Annotated in this window: 18 protein-coding genes; 4 read left to right on the top strand and 14 right to left on the bottom strand. The window is 66.3% G+C overall.

Annotated features, from left to right (window positions below; genetic code table 11):
- Positions 1-234: 234 nt before the first annotated feature.
- Positions 235-1086, bottom strand: a complete 852-nt coding sequence (gene purU / locus CCR98_RS01135) for a formyltetrahydrofolate deformylase (protein WP_005411937.1) — start codon at positions 1084-1086, stop codon at positions 235-237.
- A 114-nt stretch (positions 1087-1200) separates the two neighbouring features.
- On the opposite strand from purU, the gene CCR98_RS01130 reads away from it, so the two are divergent.
- Positions 1201-2112 carry a LysR family transcriptional regulator gene (locus CCR98_RS01130; RefSeq protein WP_087921190.1) on the top strand — a complete coding sequence of 304 codons (912 nt, stop codon included), beginning with the start codon at positions 1201-1203 and terminating at the stop codon, positions 2110-2112.
- A gap of 60 nt (positions 2113-2172) precedes the next feature.
- Here the strand turns inward: CCR98_RS01130 and CCR98_RS01125 are convergent, their stop codons facing one another.
- The 5 genes from CCR98_RS01125 to CCR98_RS01105 all read right to left on the bottom strand — a co-directional run bounded on the left by CCR98_RS01125 (position 2173) and on the right by CCR98_RS01105 (position 6197).
- On the bottom strand, positions 2173-2928 hold the full coding sequence (locus tag CCR98_RS01125) for a hypothetical protein (protein WP_157721481.1): 756 nt from the start codon (positions 2926-2928) through the stop codon (positions 2173-2175).
- 100 nt (positions 2929-3028) lie between these two features.
- The gene (locus CCR98_RS01120; protein WP_087921188.1) at positions 3029-3529 is read right to left on the bottom strand and encodes a hypothetical protein; all 501 of its coding nucleotides are present in this window, start codon (positions 3527-3529) and stop codon (positions 3029-3031) included.
- 193 nt (positions 3530-3722) lie between these two features.
- Positions 3723-4823: an NADH:flavin oxidoreductase/NADH oxidase gene (locus CCR98_RS01115; protein WP_087921187.1), complete on the bottom strand. Its 1101-nt coding sequence runs from the start codon at positions 4821-4823 to the stop codon at positions 3723-3725.
- Between the two features lie 109 nt (positions 4824-4932).
- A complete protein-coding gene (locus CCR98_RS01110) occupies positions 4933-5739 on the bottom strand; it encodes an NAD-dependent protein deacetylase (protein WP_087921186.1) in 807 nt (268 codons plus the stop codon).
- 56 nt (positions 5740-5795) lie between these two features.
- The gene (locus tag CCR98_RS01105) at positions 5796-6197 is read right to left on the bottom strand and encodes an acyl-CoA thioesterase (RefSeq protein WP_004153688.1); all 402 of its coding nucleotides are present in this window, start codon (positions 6195-6197) and stop codon (positions 5796-5798) included.
- An 89-nt stretch (positions 6198-6286) separates the two neighbouring features.
- Between CCR98_RS01105 and CCR98_RS01100 the strand changes: the two genes are divergently transcribed.
- Positions 6287-6922, top strand: coding sequence for a LysE family translocator (locus CCR98_RS01100; RefSeq protein ID WP_087921185.1), 636 nt, complete (start codon positions 6287-6289; stop codon positions 6920-6922).
- A gap of 105 nt (positions 6923-7027) precedes the next feature.
- Here the strand turns inward: CCR98_RS01100 and CCR98_RS01095 are convergent, their stop codons facing one another.
- Both CCR98_RS01095 and CCR98_RS01090 read right to left on the bottom strand, forming a co-directional pair.
- The gene (locus tag CCR98_RS01095; RefSeq protein WP_008264781.1) at positions 7028-8047 is read right to left on the bottom strand and encodes a ribonucleotide-diphosphate reductase subunit beta; all 1020 of its coding nucleotides are present in this window, start codon (positions 8045-8047) and stop codon (positions 7028-7030) included.
- Between the two features lie 118 nt (positions 8048-8165).
- Positions 8166-10568, bottom strand: a complete 2403-nt coding sequence (locus tag CCR98_RS01090) for a ribonucleoside-diphosphate reductase subunit alpha (RefSeq protein WP_075675636.1) — start codon at positions 10566-10568, stop codon at positions 8166-8168.
- 529 nt (positions 10569-11097) lie between these two features.
- Here CCR98_RS01090 and CCR98_RS01085 point away from each other — a divergent pair.
- Complete coding sequence (locus tag CCR98_RS01085) at positions 11098-11934, top strand: DUF2884 family protein (RefSeq protein WP_087924118.1); 837 nt, start codon at positions 11098-11100, stop codon at positions 11932-11934.
- Between the two features lie 256 nt (positions 11935-12190).
- Here the strand turns inward: CCR98_RS01085 and CCR98_RS01080 are convergent, their stop codons facing one another.
- The 3 genes from CCR98_RS01080 to CCR98_RS01070 all read right to left on the bottom strand — a co-directional run bounded on the left by CCR98_RS01080 (position 12191) and on the right by CCR98_RS01070 (position 14372).
- Complete coding sequence (locus tag CCR98_RS01080) at positions 12191-12451, bottom strand: hypothetical protein (RefSeq protein ID WP_087921184.1); 261 nt, start codon at positions 12449-12451, stop codon at positions 12191-12193.
- Positions 12452-12603: 152 nt separating this feature from the next.
- On the bottom strand, positions 12604-13704 hold the full coding sequence (zapE, locus tag CCR98_RS01075; RefSeq protein ID WP_087921183.1) for a cell division protein ZapE: 1101 nt from the start codon (positions 13702-13704) through the stop codon (positions 12604-12606).
- Entirely contained in the window at positions 13701-14372 is a 672-nt protein-coding gene (locus tag CCR98_RS01070) for a CocE/NonD family hydrolase (RefSeq protein ID WP_087921182.1), read from the bottom strand. The genes zapE and CCR98_RS01070 overlap by 4 nt, the downstream gene beginning before the upstream one ends.
- 43 nt (positions 14373-14415) lie before the next feature.
- On the opposite strand from CCR98_RS01070, the gene CCR98_RS01065 reads away from it, so the two are divergent.
- Positions 14416-15273, top strand: a complete 858-nt coding sequence (locus CCR98_RS01065) for a hypothetical protein (RefSeq protein WP_087921181.1) — start codon at positions 14416-14418, stop codon at positions 15271-15273.
- A 309-nt stretch (positions 15274-15582) separates the two neighbouring features.
- Here the strand turns inward: CCR98_RS01065 and CCR98_RS01060 are convergent, their stop codons facing one another.
- From CCR98_RS01060 to CCR98_RS01050, 3 genes are all read right to left on the bottom strand, one after another.
- Positions 15583-17025: an ExeM/NucH family extracellular endonuclease gene (locus CCR98_RS01060; RefSeq protein WP_087921180.1), complete on the bottom strand. Its 1443-nt coding sequence runs from the start codon at positions 17023-17025 to the stop codon at positions 15583-15585.
- A gap of 184 nt (positions 17026-17209) precedes the next feature.
- Complete coding sequence (locus tag CCR98_RS01055) at positions 17210-17728, bottom strand: c-type cytochrome (RefSeq protein ID WP_005407662.1); 519 nt, start codon at positions 17726-17728, stop codon at positions 17210-17212.
- 219 nt (positions 17729-17947) lie between these two features.
- Positions 17948-18565 carry a TetR/AcrR family transcriptional regulator gene (locus CCR98_RS01050; protein ID WP_087921179.1) on the bottom strand — a complete coding sequence of 206 codons (618 nt, stop codon included), beginning with the start codon at positions 18563-18565 and terminating at the stop codon, positions 17948-17950.
- Positions 18566-18580: the final 15 nt, after the last annotated feature.

Below are 18580 nucleotides of genomic sequence, written 5' to 3'. Positions count from 1 at the left end.
TGCGCGCTCCTGCCCACGACAACACAATCGATTCATCCAGCCCCCAAACTACGCCCCCCTACAGATCGCGGGACGGCCGAACCGGAGGCTTTTCATTGGATGAAATCAGGATTCGGTAGTGCCGGCCGCTGGCCGGCAACCTCGGGATCTCTGCAGTTGCCGGCCAGCGGCCGGCACTACCGGATGGCACCCGTGGTAGCGCCGGGCCATGCCCGGCGGACGCGGGATGGGCGATTACCGGAACACCACCGTGCGGTGCCCGTTGAGCAGGATGCGGTGCTCCACATGGCGGCGCACGGCGCGTGCCAGCACCAGCGATTCGGTATCGCTGCCCAGCCGCACCAGCTCGCGCGGTGCCATCGCGTGGTCCACGCGGGCCACGTCCTGTTCGATGATCGGGCCTTCGTCCAGATCCTCGGTGACGTAGTGCGCGGTGGCACCGATGATCTTGACCCCGCGCGCGTGCGCCTGGTGGTACGGCTGTGCGCCCTTGAAGCTGGGCAGGAAGCTGTGGTGGATGTTGATCGCACGGCCGGCCAGCGCGCGGCACAACGTGGGTGACAGGATCTGCATGTAGCGCGCCAGCACCACCAGGTCGATGCGTTCGCGCTCGACCAGGTCGATGATCTGTTGTTCCTGCACCGCACGCGTATCGGCGGTCACCGGCAGGTGATGGAACGGCACCTGGTAGGACGCGGCCAATGGCGCGAAGTCGGCGTGGTTGGACGCCACCGCCGCAATGTCGACCTTCAGCTGCCCACTGTGGGCACGGAACAGCAGGTCGTTGAGGCAGTGCCCCTGCTTGCTGACCAGCACCAGCAGCCGCGCGCGGCGCCGGCCATCATGCAGCTGCCAGTCCATGCCGAAGCCTTCGGCCAGCGTGGCCATCGCGGCATGCACGGTCTCCAGCGGGAGGCCGGCGTCACGGTCGAAATGCACGCGCAGGAAGAAACGGCCACTCTCCTCGTCGCCGAACTGCTGGGCGTCGAGGATGTTGCAGCCGTGGTCGAACAGCAGGCCGGACACGCGGTAGACGATGCCGGTGCGGTCGGGGCAGGACAGGGTAAGAATGGAATCGGGGCGCATCGCCCGAGTGTAGGGCAGCGCCCTGCCTGATGGATCGATGGTCACCGATGCAACCGACCTGCTTGGTTCAGTCCCAAGCGATACTTGGGTTTCTCCATGGCAAGCTGGTCGGTCATGAACCTGTTGCAACTGATCCGCAGCTTCACCCGCACCGCAGAGACCGGCAGCATTGCCGCCGCGGCCCGCATCCTTGGCATCAGCGCCACCGCCGTCGGCCAGAACATCAACCGGCTGGAGGCGCATCTGGGCGTACGGTTGCTGAACCGCAGCACGCGCCAGCTGGCGCTCAGCGAGGCCGGCGCGCTGTACCTGGCGCAGGTGCGCCATATCGAAGCCGACCTGGCGCGCGCGCAGGCGATGGTCACCGCCGGTGACATCGAACCGGCTGGGCCGCTGCGCATCGCCAGCAGCAGCGCGTTCGGCCGCCACGTGCTGGCGCCGTTGCTGCCTTCGCTGCAGCAGCGTTACCCGCAACTGCAGCTGGAGCTGCGCCTGACCGACCGCGCCGTGCAGCATGGTCCAGAGGCGGTGGATGCCAGCATCCGCATCGGCGCGCAGCTGGAGGACGGTGTGGTCGCACGGCAGCTGGCGCGCGTACCGTTCGTGTTCTGCGCCTCGCCGGCCTACCTGAAGGCCCATGGCACGCCGCAGGAACCCGCTGAACTGGGCAGCCATCGCGGGCTGCTGCACCGCTTCCCCACCGATGGCCGGCCGCTGCGCTGGGGCCTGCTGAAGGACGGCCAGCGCGTGGACGCTGCGCTGCCGCCGAGCATGGTCTGCGATGACATCGATGCACTGGCAACGCTGGCCGCGACCGGTGCCGGCATCACCCGGCTGGCTGCGTTCGTGGCCGAGCCCTACCTGCGCGATGGTCGCCTGCGGGCGGTGTTCGGCGCCGACACGGCCTGGCGCCCGGAGCCGATGGAGGTTTATTTCTGCGTCAGCGACCGCCGCGATTTCACCGCCAAGATCCGCGCGCTGTTCGAGCACCTGCAGGCCGGCATGGCGCCGGCCTGGCGGGTGTGACAGGCGGGTATCGGTCGCGATAGGGGTACACACCGGGAAGAGCAGTGGTTCTTCCCCCGGTCAGAAGTCCGCCTTCAGTCTCATCAGGCCAGCACTGGCCTCTGCCCATCCTGTCAGGGTCTGCAGGCGCAGCCCATTCCTTAAGACATGGAATACCGGAGTTTCATGGACATCCAGTTCTTTCCAGCCCTCGGGCCCCGCCTGGAGCAACATGGGATGAGAGGGATTGCTTCTGTTCCACTCGCCGACACCCGGCTGCGGCCATGCAGGAGATCGACGCACGACAAAGCGCACGCTGGATCGAATCCATGTCCATTCTGGATCGTTCATGATCACGTGCATCGCGCGTCGCGAGGGAGCGCATGCCGGGCTGACATAGGCGACCACCTCCAATCCCTCCCTGTACGTCCATCGCCGCCATTCCAGCTTCCCACCCGCAAGAGGGTGGAGAACGCCCTGCTGGCCAGGCGTGTTCCGCTCAATCCCGGGAAGTTCATCGACGCGCAACGACGCCATCTCACGCAGCTCATTGGCCTCGGCAAAATGTCGAACCTGCACGAGGACCGCGTGCATTTTCCTGTGCGTTGTCTCTGTGACAGTACCTCTCCGCACCAGTTCTGCATGAATGCATCGGACTTTGCCAAGCCACTCCTCGTCTCCAACGTACATTGAGATGTAGAAGCTGGCGCGGAACGCGGCCTCAAGGTCCAGATCGCTCAAACTGCCGCAACCATCCCCTGATGATCTGGAAGACTCCCATGACGAATAGGCATCCACCAGCTTCTCGACTCGGTCTGAAACGCCAGCGGCCAACATCTCCCGGTCCATTTCACGCAGTTGAGCGTCTACTGGAGTTGCTGCCCACGTACTTGTGGGCAGCAGCAAACACCAAAGCAGCATGCGACCAATCATGCGATCAGCAACTCGACATGCAGATGCTGCTCATGGAGGTTGAACAGGTCGCACGCCCTGAACAGGCGTAGCCCGGATAATCCTCGAATACCGGGTTTGGATTGGCCGACTGCACGACCACATGATCCGCTTCCGACTCCTGCCGCAATCCCGGGATGTGCACAATTGCGCGCTGTGCCCCGAAGAGTGACAGGAGCCGATAGGCTTCACCTGCACTCAGTTCGGAGACGATGGGCTCGTAGCTGAAGCTGGCCAGTCCCCGATCTCCAAACACCAGCGAATCGACAAACTGCTTGCGCGCAAGGGGTGAAAGCAACATCAGTGGGGATTCGGGAGAGAGCTCGATCATGTGAAGATCAAGCCGCGCCCGCGAGTTCACAGGGGCGTGCATGAGCGAGACATTCTCCGCCCCGGAGACATTCGCCACGTTGTCACCTGCAGAGGCAGGCATTGATACGGACAGAGAGACAGCCGAGAGCAGAACCACCAGCATCATGGGTTTCATTGCGTTTCTCCATTGGCTGCACACCCGTGTGTGCAGCTCAACGTTGCAATGTCCGCACCCAGCGCAATGAGGTGTCATTCACATAAAGTAGTATCCGCAATCATTCCTAGTTCGTTGCGACAGGTTATGCCGCAACTCGCCGTCGTACAGATCGCCGACGGTCTGGACCTTGGCATTACGCTCGTAAGCTGCGTCAACGCACCTTGAACACGCCGCGCGCATCGCGGGGCTCACAGCGCAGGTACTGCGGCGCCGGTTGCACGCTGTCGCGCAGTGCGGCGGCGGCATGCCACGGCCAGCGCGGGTCGTAGAGGATGCCGCGCGCCAGGGCCACCGCATCGGCATGGCGATGGCGCAGGATCGATTCGGCCTGCTCCGGTTCGGTGATCATGCCCACGGCGATCACCGGCATGCGCACCTTGGCCTTGATCGCTGCCGCGAACGGCACCTGGTAACCCGGGCCGACGGTGATCTTCTGGCGCTCGTCCAGGCCACCACTGGAAACGTGCAGGAAGTTGCAGCCGCGCGCGTCCATCACCTGCGCCAGCGCCTCGCTCTGCACCAGGTCCCAGCCACCCTCAACCCAGTCACTGGCAGAAATGCGCACGCCCACGGCGACCTTGTCGGACACCGCCGCACGCACCGCGTCGAACACCTCCACCAGCAGGCGCAGGCGGTTCGGCAGTGACCCGCCATAGCCGTCGGTGCGGCGGTTGCTCAGCGGCGACAGGAACTGGTGCAGCAGGTAACCGTGCGCGGCATGCAGCTCGATCAGCTCGAAGCCCAGGCGCTCGGCGCGCACCGCACTGGCGGCGAAGGCGGCGATGACCTCGGCGATGCCGGCTTCGTCCAGCGCCTGCGGTGCCGGATCGGCGGCATGGAACGGCAGCGGCGACGGTGCCACGGTGGCCCAGCCACGCGCATCGTCGGCCGGCAACTGGCCACCGCCGTCCCATGGGCGGTTCACCGAGGCCTTGCGGCCGGCATGGCCCAGCTGGATGCCCAGCGGCATCGGCGACCAGCGGCGGACGCTGGCCAGCACCTGCGCCAGCGCCGCCTCGGTGCCGTCATCCCACAGGCCCAGGTCGGCCCAGCTGATGCGGCCGCGCGGCTCGACCGCGGTGGCTTCCAGGATCAACAGGCCGGCGCCGGACTGCGTCAGGTTGCCCAGGTGCATGGCGTGCCAGTCGCTGGCGCGGCCGTCTTCGGCGGAGTACTGGCACATCGGCGCGATGACGATGCGGTTGGACAGGGTCAGGGGGCCGAACGAGATCGGCGAAAACAGCTGGCTCAAGACGGTGATGAACGACGTAGGGGGTGCGTATTGCACCGCTGCGCGGCTCCCGGATCAACCGTCTGGATGGATCGCTGTTTCGCGCGGCCTGCTGCAGCCCACGCTCGGCTCAACGCGAAGCCCACTCCGCCAGCGCTTCAGCGCAATCGCGCTCGTCCTTGAACTGCAGCAGGTCGTCGGCGCGGGTGCGGCCACGGTTCAGTGCCGCCACCGGCAACCCTGCCCTGGCCGCGGCCTGCACGAAGCGGAAGCCGGAATAGACCATCAGCGACGAGCCCACCACCAGCACGGCGTCGGCCTGCTGCAGGTGATCGTGCACCGCCGCCACGCGTTCGCGCGGCACGTTTTCGCCGAAGAACACCACGTCCGGCTTCAACAGGCCGCCGCAGCGGGCGCAATCAGGCACCGCGAAGCTCGAGAAATCGGTCTCCAGGTCGGCATCGCCATCAGGGGCGATGCCGGCCTCCAATGCATCCCAGCCAGGGTTGGCATCCAGCAGGCGCTGCTGGAACTCCTCGCGGCCGCTGCGGCACTCGCAGCCCATGCAGCGCACCCGATCCAGGCGGCCATGCAGGTCGATCACGTTGTGGCTGCCGGCACGCTGGTGCAGGCCGTCCACATTCTGGGTCAGCAGCACCTGTAGCTTGCCGCAGCTTTCCAGGGCGGCCAGGGCCTGGTGGGTACCGTTGGGCCGGGCCAGGCCGAAGCGCGGCCAGCCCAGCAGGCTGCGCGCCCAGTAGCGCTGGCGGGTGGCCGCCTCGCCCATGAAGGCCTGGTAGGTCACCGGCGGCGTGCGTTTCCACTGGCCGTCGGTATCGCGGTAATCGGGAATGCCCGAGGCGGTACTGCAACCCGCGCCGGTCAGCACGAACAGGCGCTGGGCGCGGTCGATGAAGTCGGTCAGCAGCGGGGTCATGGCTGCCAGATGGGGGCGCGCAAGCGCCCCCGCAAGCGCCGGTTCAGCCGACGGGCTCAGGCAGCCGGCAGCGGCGGCACCGCGATCGGGTGGCCTTCCTCGTCCAGCGCGATCATCACGAAGTGGCCGCGGGTGCACAGCTTGCGCTCGCCGCTGTGCAGGTCTTCGGCGACCAGTTCGACCTCGACCTTCATCGAGCTGCGGCCGACTTCGACGATGCGGCCGATGGTTTCCACCATCTGGCCGATGCGGATCGGCAGCTTGAAGTCGACCTGGTCGCTGCGCGCGGTCACCACGGTGCGGCGCGAATAGCGGGCGGCGGCCAGGAAGGCGGCCTTGTCCATCCATGCCAATGCCTGGCCACCGAACAGGGTGCCCAGGTGGTTGGTGTGGTTGGGGAAGACGATTTCGGCCATGCGCACTTCGGTGGGTGGCACGGTCTCGGGGATCGGGGTCATGGGGGGCTTCGGTGTGGGGTCCGGCAATTTTAAGCCAGGCCCCGTGCAGGCGGCGCTACACTGCGCCACGCCCCCTGCCAGGACCGCCCATGCCCGCGACCTCAGACCTGTTGGCCTTTGCCCTCATCTCGCTGGGCATGGTGCTCACGCCCGGGCCGAACATGATCTACCTGGTCTCGCGCTCGATCTGCCAGGGCCGCCGTGCCGGCCTGATCTCACTGGGCGGGGTGGCGCTGGGCTTCGTGTTCTACATGCTGTGCGCGGCACTGGGCATCACTGCCCTGCTGATGACCGTGCCGTTCGCCTACGACGCGCTGCGCATCGGCGGCGCGCTGTACCTGCTGTACCTGGCCTGGCAGGCGCTCAAGCCCGGTGGCCGCTCGCCGTTCGCGGTACGCGACCTGCCCCCGGATGGCCCACGCAAACTGTTCGCGATGGGTTTTCTGACCAACCTGCTGAACCCGAAGATCGCGGTGATGTACCTGTCGCTGCTGCCGCAGTTCCTGCACCCGGAGGGCCATGGCAGCGTGCTGATGCAGTCGCTGGTACTCGGCTTCACCCAGATCGTGGTCAGCGTGAGCGTCAACGCGGTGATCGCGGTGATGGCTGGCAGCATCGCCGGCTTCCTGGCCGCGCGCCCGACCTGGCAGGTGGTGCAGCGCTGGCTGATGGGCACGGTGCTGGCCGGGCTGGCAGTGCGCATGGCGGTGGAAGGGCGGCGGTAACCACTCTTTGTAGAGTCGAGCAGCCGAGCATGGCTCGACGCTGCAGAAACGAAAAACCCCGGCATTGGCCGGGGTTCTTCCTTGCGACAGATCTGACCGCTTCGATCAGAAGTTCATGTCGAAGGCGACTTCGCCCTGCACGCCGACCTGGTAGGCCGAGACGCGGCGTTCGAAGAAGTTGGTCAGCTCCTGCACGTCCTGCAGTTCCATGAACGGCAGCGGGTTGCGCACGTTGTACTTCTTTTCCATGCCCAGCTTGGCGAAGTGCTGGTCGGCGCAGTGCTGCAGGTACTGGCGCATGTCGCGGGTCGAGATACCAGCCACGCCGCCGGACAGCACGTCCTCGGCGAACTGCACTTCGCATTCGATGGCTTCGGCCAGCATGTCGTAGACCTGCTGCTTCATCTCGTCGTCGAACAGGTCCGGCTCTTCCTCACGCACCACGCGCACCGACTCGAACGCGAACTCCATGTGCGCGCTCTCGTCGCGGAACACCCAGTTGGTGCCCGAGGCCAGGCCCGGCAGCAGGCCGCGCGAACGGAAGTAGTACACGTAGGCGAAGGCGGCGAAGAAGAACAGGCCTTCGATGCAGGCGGCGAAGCAGATCTGGTTGAGCAGGAACTGGCGGCGCTCGGCACGGGTCTCGATGCGCTTCAGGTCCTGGATCGAGTCGATCCACTTGAAGCAGAAATCGGCCTTCTTCTTGATCGAGTCGATGTTCTCCACCGCGGCGAAGGCTTTGACGCGCTCTTCCGGATCCGGCAGGTAGTTGTCGAGCAGGGTCAGGTAGAACTGCACGTGCAGCGCTTCTTCATACAGCTGGCGCGACAGGTACATGCGCGCTTCGGGCGCATTCAAGTGCTGGTACAGATTCAGCACCAGGTTGTTGGACACGATCGAGTCGCCGGTGGCGAAGAACGCGACCAAGCGGTGGATCAGGTGACGCTCACCCGGCGACATCTTGCTGTGCAGGTCGGTGATGTCGATCTGGAAGTTGATCTCTTCCACCGTCCAGGTGTTCTTGATCGCATTCCGGTACATGTCATAGAACTGCGGGTAGCGCATCGGGCGCAGGGTCAGTTCAAAACCGGGATCGAGCAGCATCTGCTTGGGCTTGTCGGCCATGGGTGTTTCCTTGAATTCCTGGGTGAGCCGCCGGGCATGGCCCGGCGCTACCGTGGGTGATGATCGTTGGCCGGGGTTGCCGGCCAGCGGCCGGCACTACCGCGCGGCGGTGCCGCTCTTACTGGCAGGCCTCGCAGGCTTCCGGGTTTTCCAGCGAGCAGGCGATGGCTTCGTCCGGGCTGAACACCTTGGCCGGGGCCGCAGCGCTGACCGTGGTCTTGGCGATCTTGGTGGCCGGGCGCGAACGCAGGTAGTAGGTGGTCTTGATGCCCTGCTTCCAGGCGTACATGTACATGGAGGACATCGCGCCGATGTTCGGGCTTTCCATGAACAGGTTGAGCGAGGCCGACTGGTCGATGAAGGCGCCACGCTCGGCGGCCATGTCGATCAGCGAACGCATCGGCAGCTCCCACGCGGTGCGGTAGACCTCGCGCAGCGTTTCCGGAATCTGTGCCACGCCCGCGATGGAGCCTTCGGCCAGCTTGATGGCATCGCGCATTTCCGGCGTCCACAGGCCCAGCTTCTTCAGCTCGTTGACCAGGTAGCGGTTGACCTGCAGGAAGTCACCGGACAGGGTCTCGCGCTTGAACAGGTTGGACACCTGCGGCTCGACGCACTCGTAGCAGCCGGCGATCGAGGCGATGGTCGCGGTCGGCGCGATCGCGATCATCAGCGAGTTGCGCAGGCCGTGTTCCTTGATGCGGGCACGCAGGGCATCCCAGCGCTCGGCGTCTTCCGGCACCACGTTCCAGGCGTCGAACTGCAGTTCGCCACCGGCGGCGCGGGTGTCGTTGAACGACGGGTGCTTGCCGCGTTCCTGGGCCAGTTCGCAGGAGGTTTCCAGCGCGTGGAAGTAGATCGCTTCGGCAATCTTCTTCGACAGGGCGCGGGCTTCGGCGCTGTCGAACGGCAGGCGCTTGCGGAAGAACACGTCCTGCAGGCCCATGCAGCCCAGGCCGACCGGACGCCAGCGCAGGTTGGCGCGGCGGGCGGTTTCGATCGGGTAGAAGTTCAGGTCGATGACACGGTCGAGCTGGCGCACGGCCAGGCGCACGGTCTCAGCCAGCTTCTCGAAGTCGAACTCGTTGTGCTCGTCGAAGTGGTTGCCCAGGTTGATCGAACCCAGGTTGCACACCGCGGTTTCATCGTTGGAAGTGACTTCCAGGATTTCGGTGCACAGGTTCGACAGATGGATCACGTTGCCGGCGCGCAGGGTCTGGTTGCTGGCGCGGTTGCACTTGTCCTTGAAGGTCATCCAGCCGTTGCCGGTCTCGGCCAGCGTACGCATCATGCGGGCATACAGCTTGCGCGCGGAGATGGTGCGGTTGGCCTTGCCCTGGGCTTCGGCCTGCAGGTAGGCCTGCTCGAAGGCTTCGCCGAACAGGTCGGTGAACTCCGGCACGACGCGCGGATCGAACAGCGACCATTCCTGGTCGGCTTCGACGCGCTTCATGAACAGGTCCGGCACCCAGTTGGCCAGGTTCAGGTTGTGCGCACGGCGGGCTTCGTCACCGGTGTTGTCGCGCAGTTCGAGGAAGTCCTCGATGTCGGCGTGCCAGGTTTCCAGGTACACGCAGGCCGCGCCCTTGCGCTTGCCGCCCTGGTTCACCGCGGCCACCGACGAATCCATGGTCTTCAGCCACGGCACGATGCCGTTGGAGTGGCCGTTGGTCGACTTGATTAGCGAACCACGCGAACGCACGCGGGTGTAGCTGACGCCGATGCCGCCGGAGAACTTCGACAGCTGGGCGATGTCGCCGTACTTGGAATAGATCGACTCCAGCGAGTCCTGCGGCGAGTCCAGCAGGAAGCACGAGGACAGCTGCTCGTGGGTGGTGCCGGAATTGAACAGGGTCGGGCTGGACGGCAGGTAGTCCAGGTTGCCCATGCGCTTGTACAGCGCCAGGGTCTCGGACACGTCCTCGCTCAGCGCGCTGGCGATGCGCAGGAAGAACTGCTGCGGGGTCTCGATCACCTTGCGGGTGTGCGGGTGGCGCAGCAGGTAACGGTCGTACAGGGTACGCAGGCCGAAGTAATCGAAGTTCAGGTCCAGCGCGCCGTCGATGGCGTCGTTGAGCTTGCGTGCATTGGTCTGCACGAAGTTCAGCAGGCGGTCGTTGATCAGGCCGACTTCATGGCCACGGCTGACCGACTGCGAGAAGGCGTAGATTTCCTGGCCCGAGACTTCCTTGGCGATGTAGTTGGCCAGCAGGCGCGCAGCCAGGCGGCCGTACTCGGGCTCTTCACCGATCAGCAGGGCGGCGGTGCGGATGGACAGTTCATCCAGCTCGCGGGTGGTGGCGCCGTTGTACAGGCCGGAAATGGTACGGGTGGCCACGCGCATCGGATCGACGGCGTGCAGGCCTTCGGAGGAACGCTGCACCGCACGCACGATCTTGTTCAGGTCCACCAGTTCGGTGGTCCCATTGCGCTTGGTCACACTCATCGCGTTGGCCGTCGGCGGCGACGTCAACAGGAATTCGCTTTCCTTCTCGATGGTGGCGCTGGATTCGGTGCTCACGGCGTGTGTCCTCTTGGCGTGATTGGGGGTGCTCGATGCATCGGGTGACGCAGCCCGGGACATGACAGCCCAGGTTGGCAGGACGGCGTCGCAGGGGATGAGACCCTGCGCCTGCCACTACCGTTGACGATCTCGGATGGGTACCCCGGGCAACCCCTGGAATTGGGGTTGCTGCGACCGACGGCCACAAGATAGTGGGGGTAATGGGGTCCGTCAACGCCAAATGTAGTGAAATTCGGCAATCCCTTGCGCCGCAAGGATCGTGCCATCGGCGCCCGGATCAGACGCTTCCGACCTGCCGGAACGGGCTGCGCAGTCAAGCCCGAAAGCGACATTGCGGTGGTACAACGCGCCGCAGAAACGGAACAATGACAGCTTCACATGACAGTGATGAAACTGGCTAGGGACAACCCTGTGGATAGGTGGTGGGCAGCCGGTGGGAATCCGGTGGACGGGTGACTTCCGGCCGGTGACGCCCGCCCGCTGGCAACGGATGCTGGCCGCTCGCTTCCTTGAAAAGGATGGTCCGATGCACCTGCGGTTGCCCGCCCTGGCCCTGCTGGCCATGCTGTCCACCGCCCCGGCGCTGGCCGCCGAGGGGCCGGACCTGCGTTCGGACCAGTGCGGCATCCATACCGACTACGACGTGCTGGTGGACAGCGGCGGTATCTGGCTGCGGCATGGCCCGCAGGCGCCGCATGAAGTGGTGTTCCACGACGGTGAGCTGAGCCTGGATGGCGCAATGGTGACGGTCAATGCCGCCGACGCCGCACGCCTGCGGCAGATGGAAGCCGGTGCCCGCCAACTGATGCCAGCGGCCACCGCACTGGCCCATGAAGTCTCCGGGGTCACCTTCGATGCGCTGGACGCTGCCTTCGAAGCCATCACCGGCAAGGCCCGCAACCGCCAGATGCGCGCGATGCGCGGCGAGATGCAGACCTGGATCGACGCCAGCCTGGGCCGAGGCTACTGGGAGCAGCAGACGTTCGGCGACGGCTTCGACGCGCATATCGACCAGATGGCCGAGACGATGGCCGGGTCGATGACGCGCAGCGTGCTGTGGCAGGTGTTCACCGGCCGCGCCGGGGCCATGGAGCGCCGCGCCGATCGCCTCGATGCCGAAGTCGACCGCCGCATGGAAGCACGCAGCCAGCAGCTGGAAGCCAAGGCGATGGCGCTTTGCCCGCTGGTGCAGTCGCTGGCCGACACCCACGACGCGCTGGAAGTGCGCTACCAGGGACAGCCGCTGCGGCTGCTGGAGCGCGGCGAGAGTGTGCGAGTGGAGCGCGGCGATGGCTCGGGCCTGCATGTGTCGGCCGGTCCGGATGAGCGGCCGCGCGGGAACGCCGTGGCGCCGACCCGGTAACCGCGCTGTGCTGTTGTAGAGCCGAGCCCACGCTCGGCTGCCCTTCGGGGCACCCTGCAGAAGCAGCCGAGCATTGGCTCGGCTACAGGAAACCGCGCTCACGCCCGGTGCGGGGTACCCAGGTATTCGGCGCTCTGCATCTCGATCAGGCGCGAGGCGGTGCGCTCGAACGCGACTCTTACTCATGTTCTGCGCGAACACGAAATTCCTGACTACCCGATGCCAGCAGAATCTGGGGCTTCTACACATGGGCAGACTACGCTTCGATCAACCCCAGCGCTTCGCCCAAGCCTTCAGCAAACCGGGCCTGCTCACCTGAGTACTCCATTGCGATGCTTTCAAACTGCACGCACAAAGATGATCTGGACTCCAAGTCCATCATTTGCAATGTCGAAGCCAATCGTTCGAGCCCCTGCACGGCAGCATCTGGATCCAATACATCATCCGCCGAAAACTCGAGAAAGATGGCAAGCTCAACGATGGCTCGCGCAACGTGCTTGTTGATTTCCTGGCTCACGAATCACCTTTACTTGTACAGGCACTTCCCAGCGCGCAGTTGAATCATTCCGGACCTGGCACGTCAGGTAGAGCCGAGCCTATGCTCGGCTGCCTTTCGGCGCACCCTGCAGAAGCAGCCGAGCATGGGCTCGGCTCTACAGGAAACCGCCCTCACGCCCGGTGCGGGGTGCCCAGGTACTCGGCGCTCTGCATCTCGATCAGGCGCGAGGCGGTGCGCTCGAACGCGCCCTGCAGGCGCTGGCCGGTGTACAGCTCGATCGGCGAGGTGCTGGCGGTGCAGACCAGGTTGACGTGGCGGTCGTACAGTTCGTCGATCAGGTTGACGAAGCGCCGCGCGGCATCTTCGTTCAAACGGTCGAAGGCCGGAATACCGCCCAGCAGCACGGTGTTGAACTCGTGCGCGATCTCGATGTAGTCCGAAGGGCCACGCGGGCCTTCGCACAACGCGGCGAAATCGAACCAGGCGATGCTCTTGCCACGGCCGCGCACCGGGATCTTGCGGCCTTCGATCTCGATGTTGCCGGGCTTGGCCGGCTGGCCGCCGCTCAGTTCGTTCCAGCGCGTGGCCAGCCACTCATCACTGTCGGTGGCCAACGGCGCGCGGTACACCGGCGAGCGGGTCAGCGCGCGCATCCGGTAGTCCTCGGTGCCCTCGGCGTACAGCTCGACGCAGAAGCGCTGCAGCAGGCCGATGGCCGGTAGGAAGCTCTCGCGCTGCAAGCCGTTGAGGTACAGGTTCTCCACCGCGGTGTTGGAGGTGGTGACCAGGGTCACGCCTTCGGCGAACAGACGTTCCAGCAGGCGTGCCAGCAGCATCGCATCGCCGATGTCGGTGACGAAGAACTCGTCCAGCACCAGCACCCGCAGATTGCTGCGCCACTCCTGGGCGATCTTTGCCAGCGGGTCGCTCTGCCCCTGGTGCTCGCGCAGGCGCTCGTGGACGCTGCGCATGAAGCGGTGGAAATGCGTGCGGTACTTCTGCTTGATCGGCAGGCCGTCGTAGAACAGGTCGACCAGGAAGGTCTTGCCACGGCCGACGCCGCCCCAGAAGTACAGGCCCTTGACCGGCTCGGGCTTCTTCCAGAACGAGGACAGGCGGTCCAGCCAGCCGTCTTCGGCGCTGTCGACCAGGCCCAGGTGGATGCGGTCCAGCTCGGCCAGCGCAGCGTGCTGGGCCGGGTCGTTCTGCCAGTCACCACGGGCAACCCCTTCCGCGTACCGCTGCGACGGGGTCAACTCGGTTGCACTCATGCCGCCGCGCCCAGCCAATGCTTCACGCCGTGGGTCAGCGCGCCGCGCAGGTCGATCAGCTTGCGGTGGAAGAAGTGGCTGGTCTCGGGCATGCGCACCAGCTCATGCGGGACGTCCAGCGTGTCCAGCCACTGGTAGACGGCCTGCGGATCGACGATCTCGTCCTGCTCGCCCTGGATCACCAGCCAGCGGGCCGGCGGCGCGATGCCATCGAAATCCCAGCGGCCGGCCGGCGGCGCGATCGAGATCAGCGCTTCCGGCTGCAGCGCAGCAGCGGCCTTCAACGAAACGAACGAACCGAAGCTGAAACCGGCCAGCCACAGGCGGTCGTCGGGCCGCTGGCTGCGCACCCAGGCGGCGACGGCCTTCAGGTCGTCCTGCTCTCCCACGCCGCCATCGAAGGTGCCGGCCGAACCACCCACGCTGCGGAAATTGAAGCGCACCGTGGCGATGCCCAGCTCGCGCAGGGTGGTGGCGGTCATGGTGACCACCTTGTTGTGCAGGGTGCCGCCCTCGGTAGACAGCGGATGGCAGACGATGGCCACGATCGGCTGCATCGGCACATCGGCCTTGGGCAGGTCGACGACCACTTCCAGCGGACCGGCCGGGCCGTCCAGTTCGAGGCAGGCGGTTTCGCCGGGGGCGACGGGGAACGAAGGCTTGTGCATGGCACCATGATACCGTCCCCCGCCCCTGCCCTGTGCCCGCCCCATGCTCTACCTGTCCCTGGCCGTGATCTGCAGTGTGCTGGTTTCGGTGTTGTTGAAGGTGGCCGGACGCCGCCAGCTGGATGTTGCGCAGATGGTCACCTGGAACTATCTGGTGGCGGCAACGCTCACCGCCGTGGCGCTGCAGCCACCGCTGGATGCGCTGCGCGCGCCGCATGCCCCGTGGCTGTCTTTGCTGGCGCTGGCGGTGGTGCTGCCGTCGATCTTCCTGGTGCTGGGCCGCGCGGTGGCGGTGGCCGGCATCGTCCGCAGCGACGTGGCGCAGCGCTTGTCGCTGCTGCTGTCATTGGCCGCCGCGTTCCTGTTCTTCGGCCAGACCGCCACGTTGTGGAAGCTGGCCGGGCTCGGCCTGGGCCTGCTGGCGATGGTGGCGATCAGCCTGCGCCCGCGCGGACCGGCGGTGGCGTCCTCACCGGGTGGATGGGGCTGGCTGCTGGGCGTCTGGGCCGGGTTCGCGGTGGTCGACGTGCTGCTCAAGCAGGTGGCGCTGTCCGGCACGCCCTCGATGGCGGCGGTGCTGGCCAGCTTCAGCGTGGCCTTCGTGCTGATGCTGGTGTTGCAGCTGTGGCGGCATGTCAGTGGCCGCAGCCGGTTGGCATGGCGCAACCTCGGCGCGGGCGCGCTGCTGGGCCTGCTCAATGGCGGCAACATCCTGTTCTATGTGCATGCGCACCAGGCAATGCCGGACAGCCCGGCCACCGTGTTCGCCGGCATGAACATCGGTGTGGTGGTGCTGGGCGCGCTGGTGGGCGTGTTCGCCTTCGGCGAGGCCACCACCCGGTGGAACCGCGCCGGGCTGGCGCTGGCGGTGCTGGCGATCGGCTTGATCGCCTGGGGGTGAGCATTGGTTGCGGCGGGCCATTTCCGCGCCCACGGTGGGATGTCACTTTTCTTTTCGCGCGAAAAGAAAAGTAACCAAAAGAAACGCGCCGCCAGCCGCGAGCCGGTGCTGTGCACCGGTACCCTGCGCTTCTCGGTGAACCAGGGGACGGCGCCGAACTCGCTACGCTCAGACATCGGCGCCTCTTCGCCCCTGATTCACCTGCGATGCTCGGCTCGCTTGAAGGCGGACTGAAAGGTCAAAAACAACAGCAGGATCAGTGCCGCCCCATGTACGCGCCCACACCCAAGCGGATGCCCAACCGCTGGGTTATTTATCGAAGCCCAGCAGCAGCGGGTCGTGGTCGGAGCTGCGCCACGGGCCCTGCACGTTGCGGCCCTGGTAGCCGCTGGCGTCCTGTTCGTCGGCGTTGCTGTGCCATTCGGCGGCACCGCGCAGGCGCTGGGCCATGCCCGGGCTGAGCAGCGCGTGGTCGAGGCGGCCGGTATAGCCGTTGTAGACGTAGCTGTAGGGATGCTCGACCTTGGCGACCTTGAACGCGTCCTGCCAGCCCAGGTCATGCAGGGTGCGGATCGGGTCTTCCATCGCGTAGGCGTTGAAATCGCCCAGCAGCACCACGTCCTTCACCTTCAGGCGGCCAGCTTCGGCCTGCACCCACTGGTTCAACTGCTTTGCCGATTCCACCCGGGTGGCGTTCCAGCAACCCTGGCCATCGTTGCGGTCGGCATCGCCGCCGCTGGCATCACGGCAGCCCTTGGACTTGAAATGGTTGGCGACCACCATGAAGGGTGCGCCCTTGCCCTGGAAGGCCTGCGCCAGCGGTGCGCGGCTGTGTTCGGCGAACGGACCGTCGATTCTGGTCAACGGCTTGCCCAGCGGCTTGAACGCGCTCCTGCGATAGATGATGCCAACCCGGATCGGGTTGCTGCCCGGCCCCTCGCCGGCATCGACGAAGGCCCACTGCTTGTCGGCGGCAAGACCGGCGTTGAGGGCGCTGACCAGTTCGGCGATGGCCGACTGCGGGCCATAGCCATCGTTTTCCAGCTCCATCAGCGCGGCGACATCAGCGCCCAGCGCATTGACCGTAGTGACCAGCTTGGCTACCTGCGCCTTGTGCTCATCCGGCGTGCGCGCACCGCGCAGGGTCGGGAAGCCGCCGCCCTGACCGTCGCCATTGAAGAAATTCTCCAGGTTGAACGCAGCGATATGCAGGCTGCCGGGCACCTGGGGTACCGCCGGGCGCTGCGGCTCGGGAAGGGTCAACGCGCCATCCACCTGCAGGCGCGGACGGCCCTGTGCATCCACGTGCACGACACCTTCCACATTGCGCAGCTGCATGCCGGTGCGCAGCACCGGGTTGCCCGGCAGGTAGGCCACGCTGGCCGGGTCGCGGGCATCGCTGCCGTCGTCCAGCAGCAGGCGGCGGCGCTGGTTGTCTGCCATCACCTGCTCGTAGCCGGCGGTACCCGGCGCGGCCACTTCGGTCGGCTGCCAGAGGCGGCCATCGAAGGCCACGGTGAGCTGGCCGAAGCGCTCCAGGCCATCGGTACCGGCCAGGGTCAGCGGTGCCGCGATGCGCACGCGCTGGCCATCCAGCGCGCGCCAGTCGGCCGGCGCGGCGGTCAGCACCACCGTGGCGCTGCTGCGCGCGGCGGGGGTGGTCACGACCGGTGCGGCCTGTGGCAGGGCCTGGGCAAAAGCGCCGGCCGGCAGCAGCAGGGACAGGGCAAGGGCGAGGGAGCGGCGGCGCATCGACGGGCGATTCCTTGGAAGAGGGCGCACAGACTAACCCTGAAATGCGAAACCCCACCTGCGCAGCGGGCGCATATGGGTGATCAGGCCTCGGCGGGCAAAGCCGGGTAGTGCCGGCCGCTGGCCGGCAACCCCATGACCTTCGTGCGATGCGTGGTTGCCGGCCAGCGGCCGGCACGCTCGGCTATTTCAGGTTACCCAGCATCCAGTCCACGGTGGCGTGAATCTGTTCTTCGGTCAGGGCCGGGTTGCCGCCCTTGGGCGGCATGATGCCGCCATCCGGGCCGGTATAGCCCTCGATGGCGTGCTTGTAGAGGGTGTCCTTGCCCTGCGCGATGCGCTTGTCCCAGTGCGAATGGTCCAGCGTCGGTGCCATGCCCACGCCGGTGGTGTGGCAGGCGGTGCACAGGTTGTCGAAGATCACCTTGCCATCCTTGGTGCCGCCGTAAGCCACCTGCGAGGCCGCCTTGGCCAGCGCGGCGGCCTTGGCGGCGGCCTGCGCGGCGGCGCCGGTGCTGCCGGCATAGACCGCGCCGGTGGGCGAGATGCGCTGTTCGGTGCGTTTGGCCGCGGTCGGCGACACCTCGGGCGGAATCCGGGTGTGGATGTAGGCGGCAAGGAGGATGAGGCCGAGGGTGATGGTCGCCAGCAGCGCGATCACCATGGAGAAGCGTTTCAGGAACTCCAGATCGTAATTCCGCACTCTTCGTTACCCCTGGCTGATAGTCGTTGGACCACGGCTGAGCGACTGCGTGATGGACCGAGTATAGAACGCGCCTTGCGTGCGACAACAGGCGTCACTGCTGGTGCGGCGCAGCATGCGGCCACGGCCGCATGCGGGTAGCGCCGGGCCACGCCCGGCGAGCGCGAAGCGCGGCAACAGCAGTCGAGCATGGCAACAGCCGCCGGGCATGGCCCGGCGCTACCGTTTTGCGGGGGCGCCGATCGCGCGCAGGCAGAAGCTGCAGATCGCATCCACCAGCGCGTCTTCGTCGCGGTGCGCTTCGCGGCTGGGCGCGGTCGGGCCGACCATCGCTTCGGTGAAGGCACCGACCAGGCAGGCGGCGGCCACATGCGCGTCCTGCACCGGCAGTTCACCGGCTGCCACGCCCTCCTCCACCAGCCGCAGGAATACGTCGCCGAACGCGCGCCGACCGCGCATGCGCTCGGCTTCCACGTCCGGATCGACCGGTTCAACGATGAAGGCGTGCGCCAGCCCCGGCCCGGCCAGGGCGCGGCGGACAAAGGCGGTGATCGCCAGCCGCAGGCGCTCGCTGGCCACCTCCGGGCCGCTGGCGATGCGCTCCATGATCGCGACCTCGTGGGCCACCGCGGCGTTGAGCACCTCCACGAACAGCTCGGCCTTGGACGGGAAATGGCGATAGATCAGGCCGGTGGACACCCCCGCCTGGGTCGCCACGGCGGTCACCGGGGCGTTGCGCCAGCCGCCGGTGGCGACCAGCTCGCGGGTGGCCAGCAGGATCCGTTCACGGGCGCCCGCCAGGCGTTCTTCCATCAATGCAGAGCGTTTATAGGCCATGTTCTGATTCTAGTT

The sequence above is a fragment of the Stenotrophomonas sp. WZN-1 genome (assembly GCF_002192255.1).
Classification (GTDB): Bacteria; Pseudomonadota; Gammaproteobacteria; order Xanthomonadales; family Xanthomonadaceae; genus Stenotrophomonas.
The sequence above is the reverse complement of the archived record's forward strand: the minus strand, read 5'-3'. Positions and strand labels throughout refer to the sequence as shown.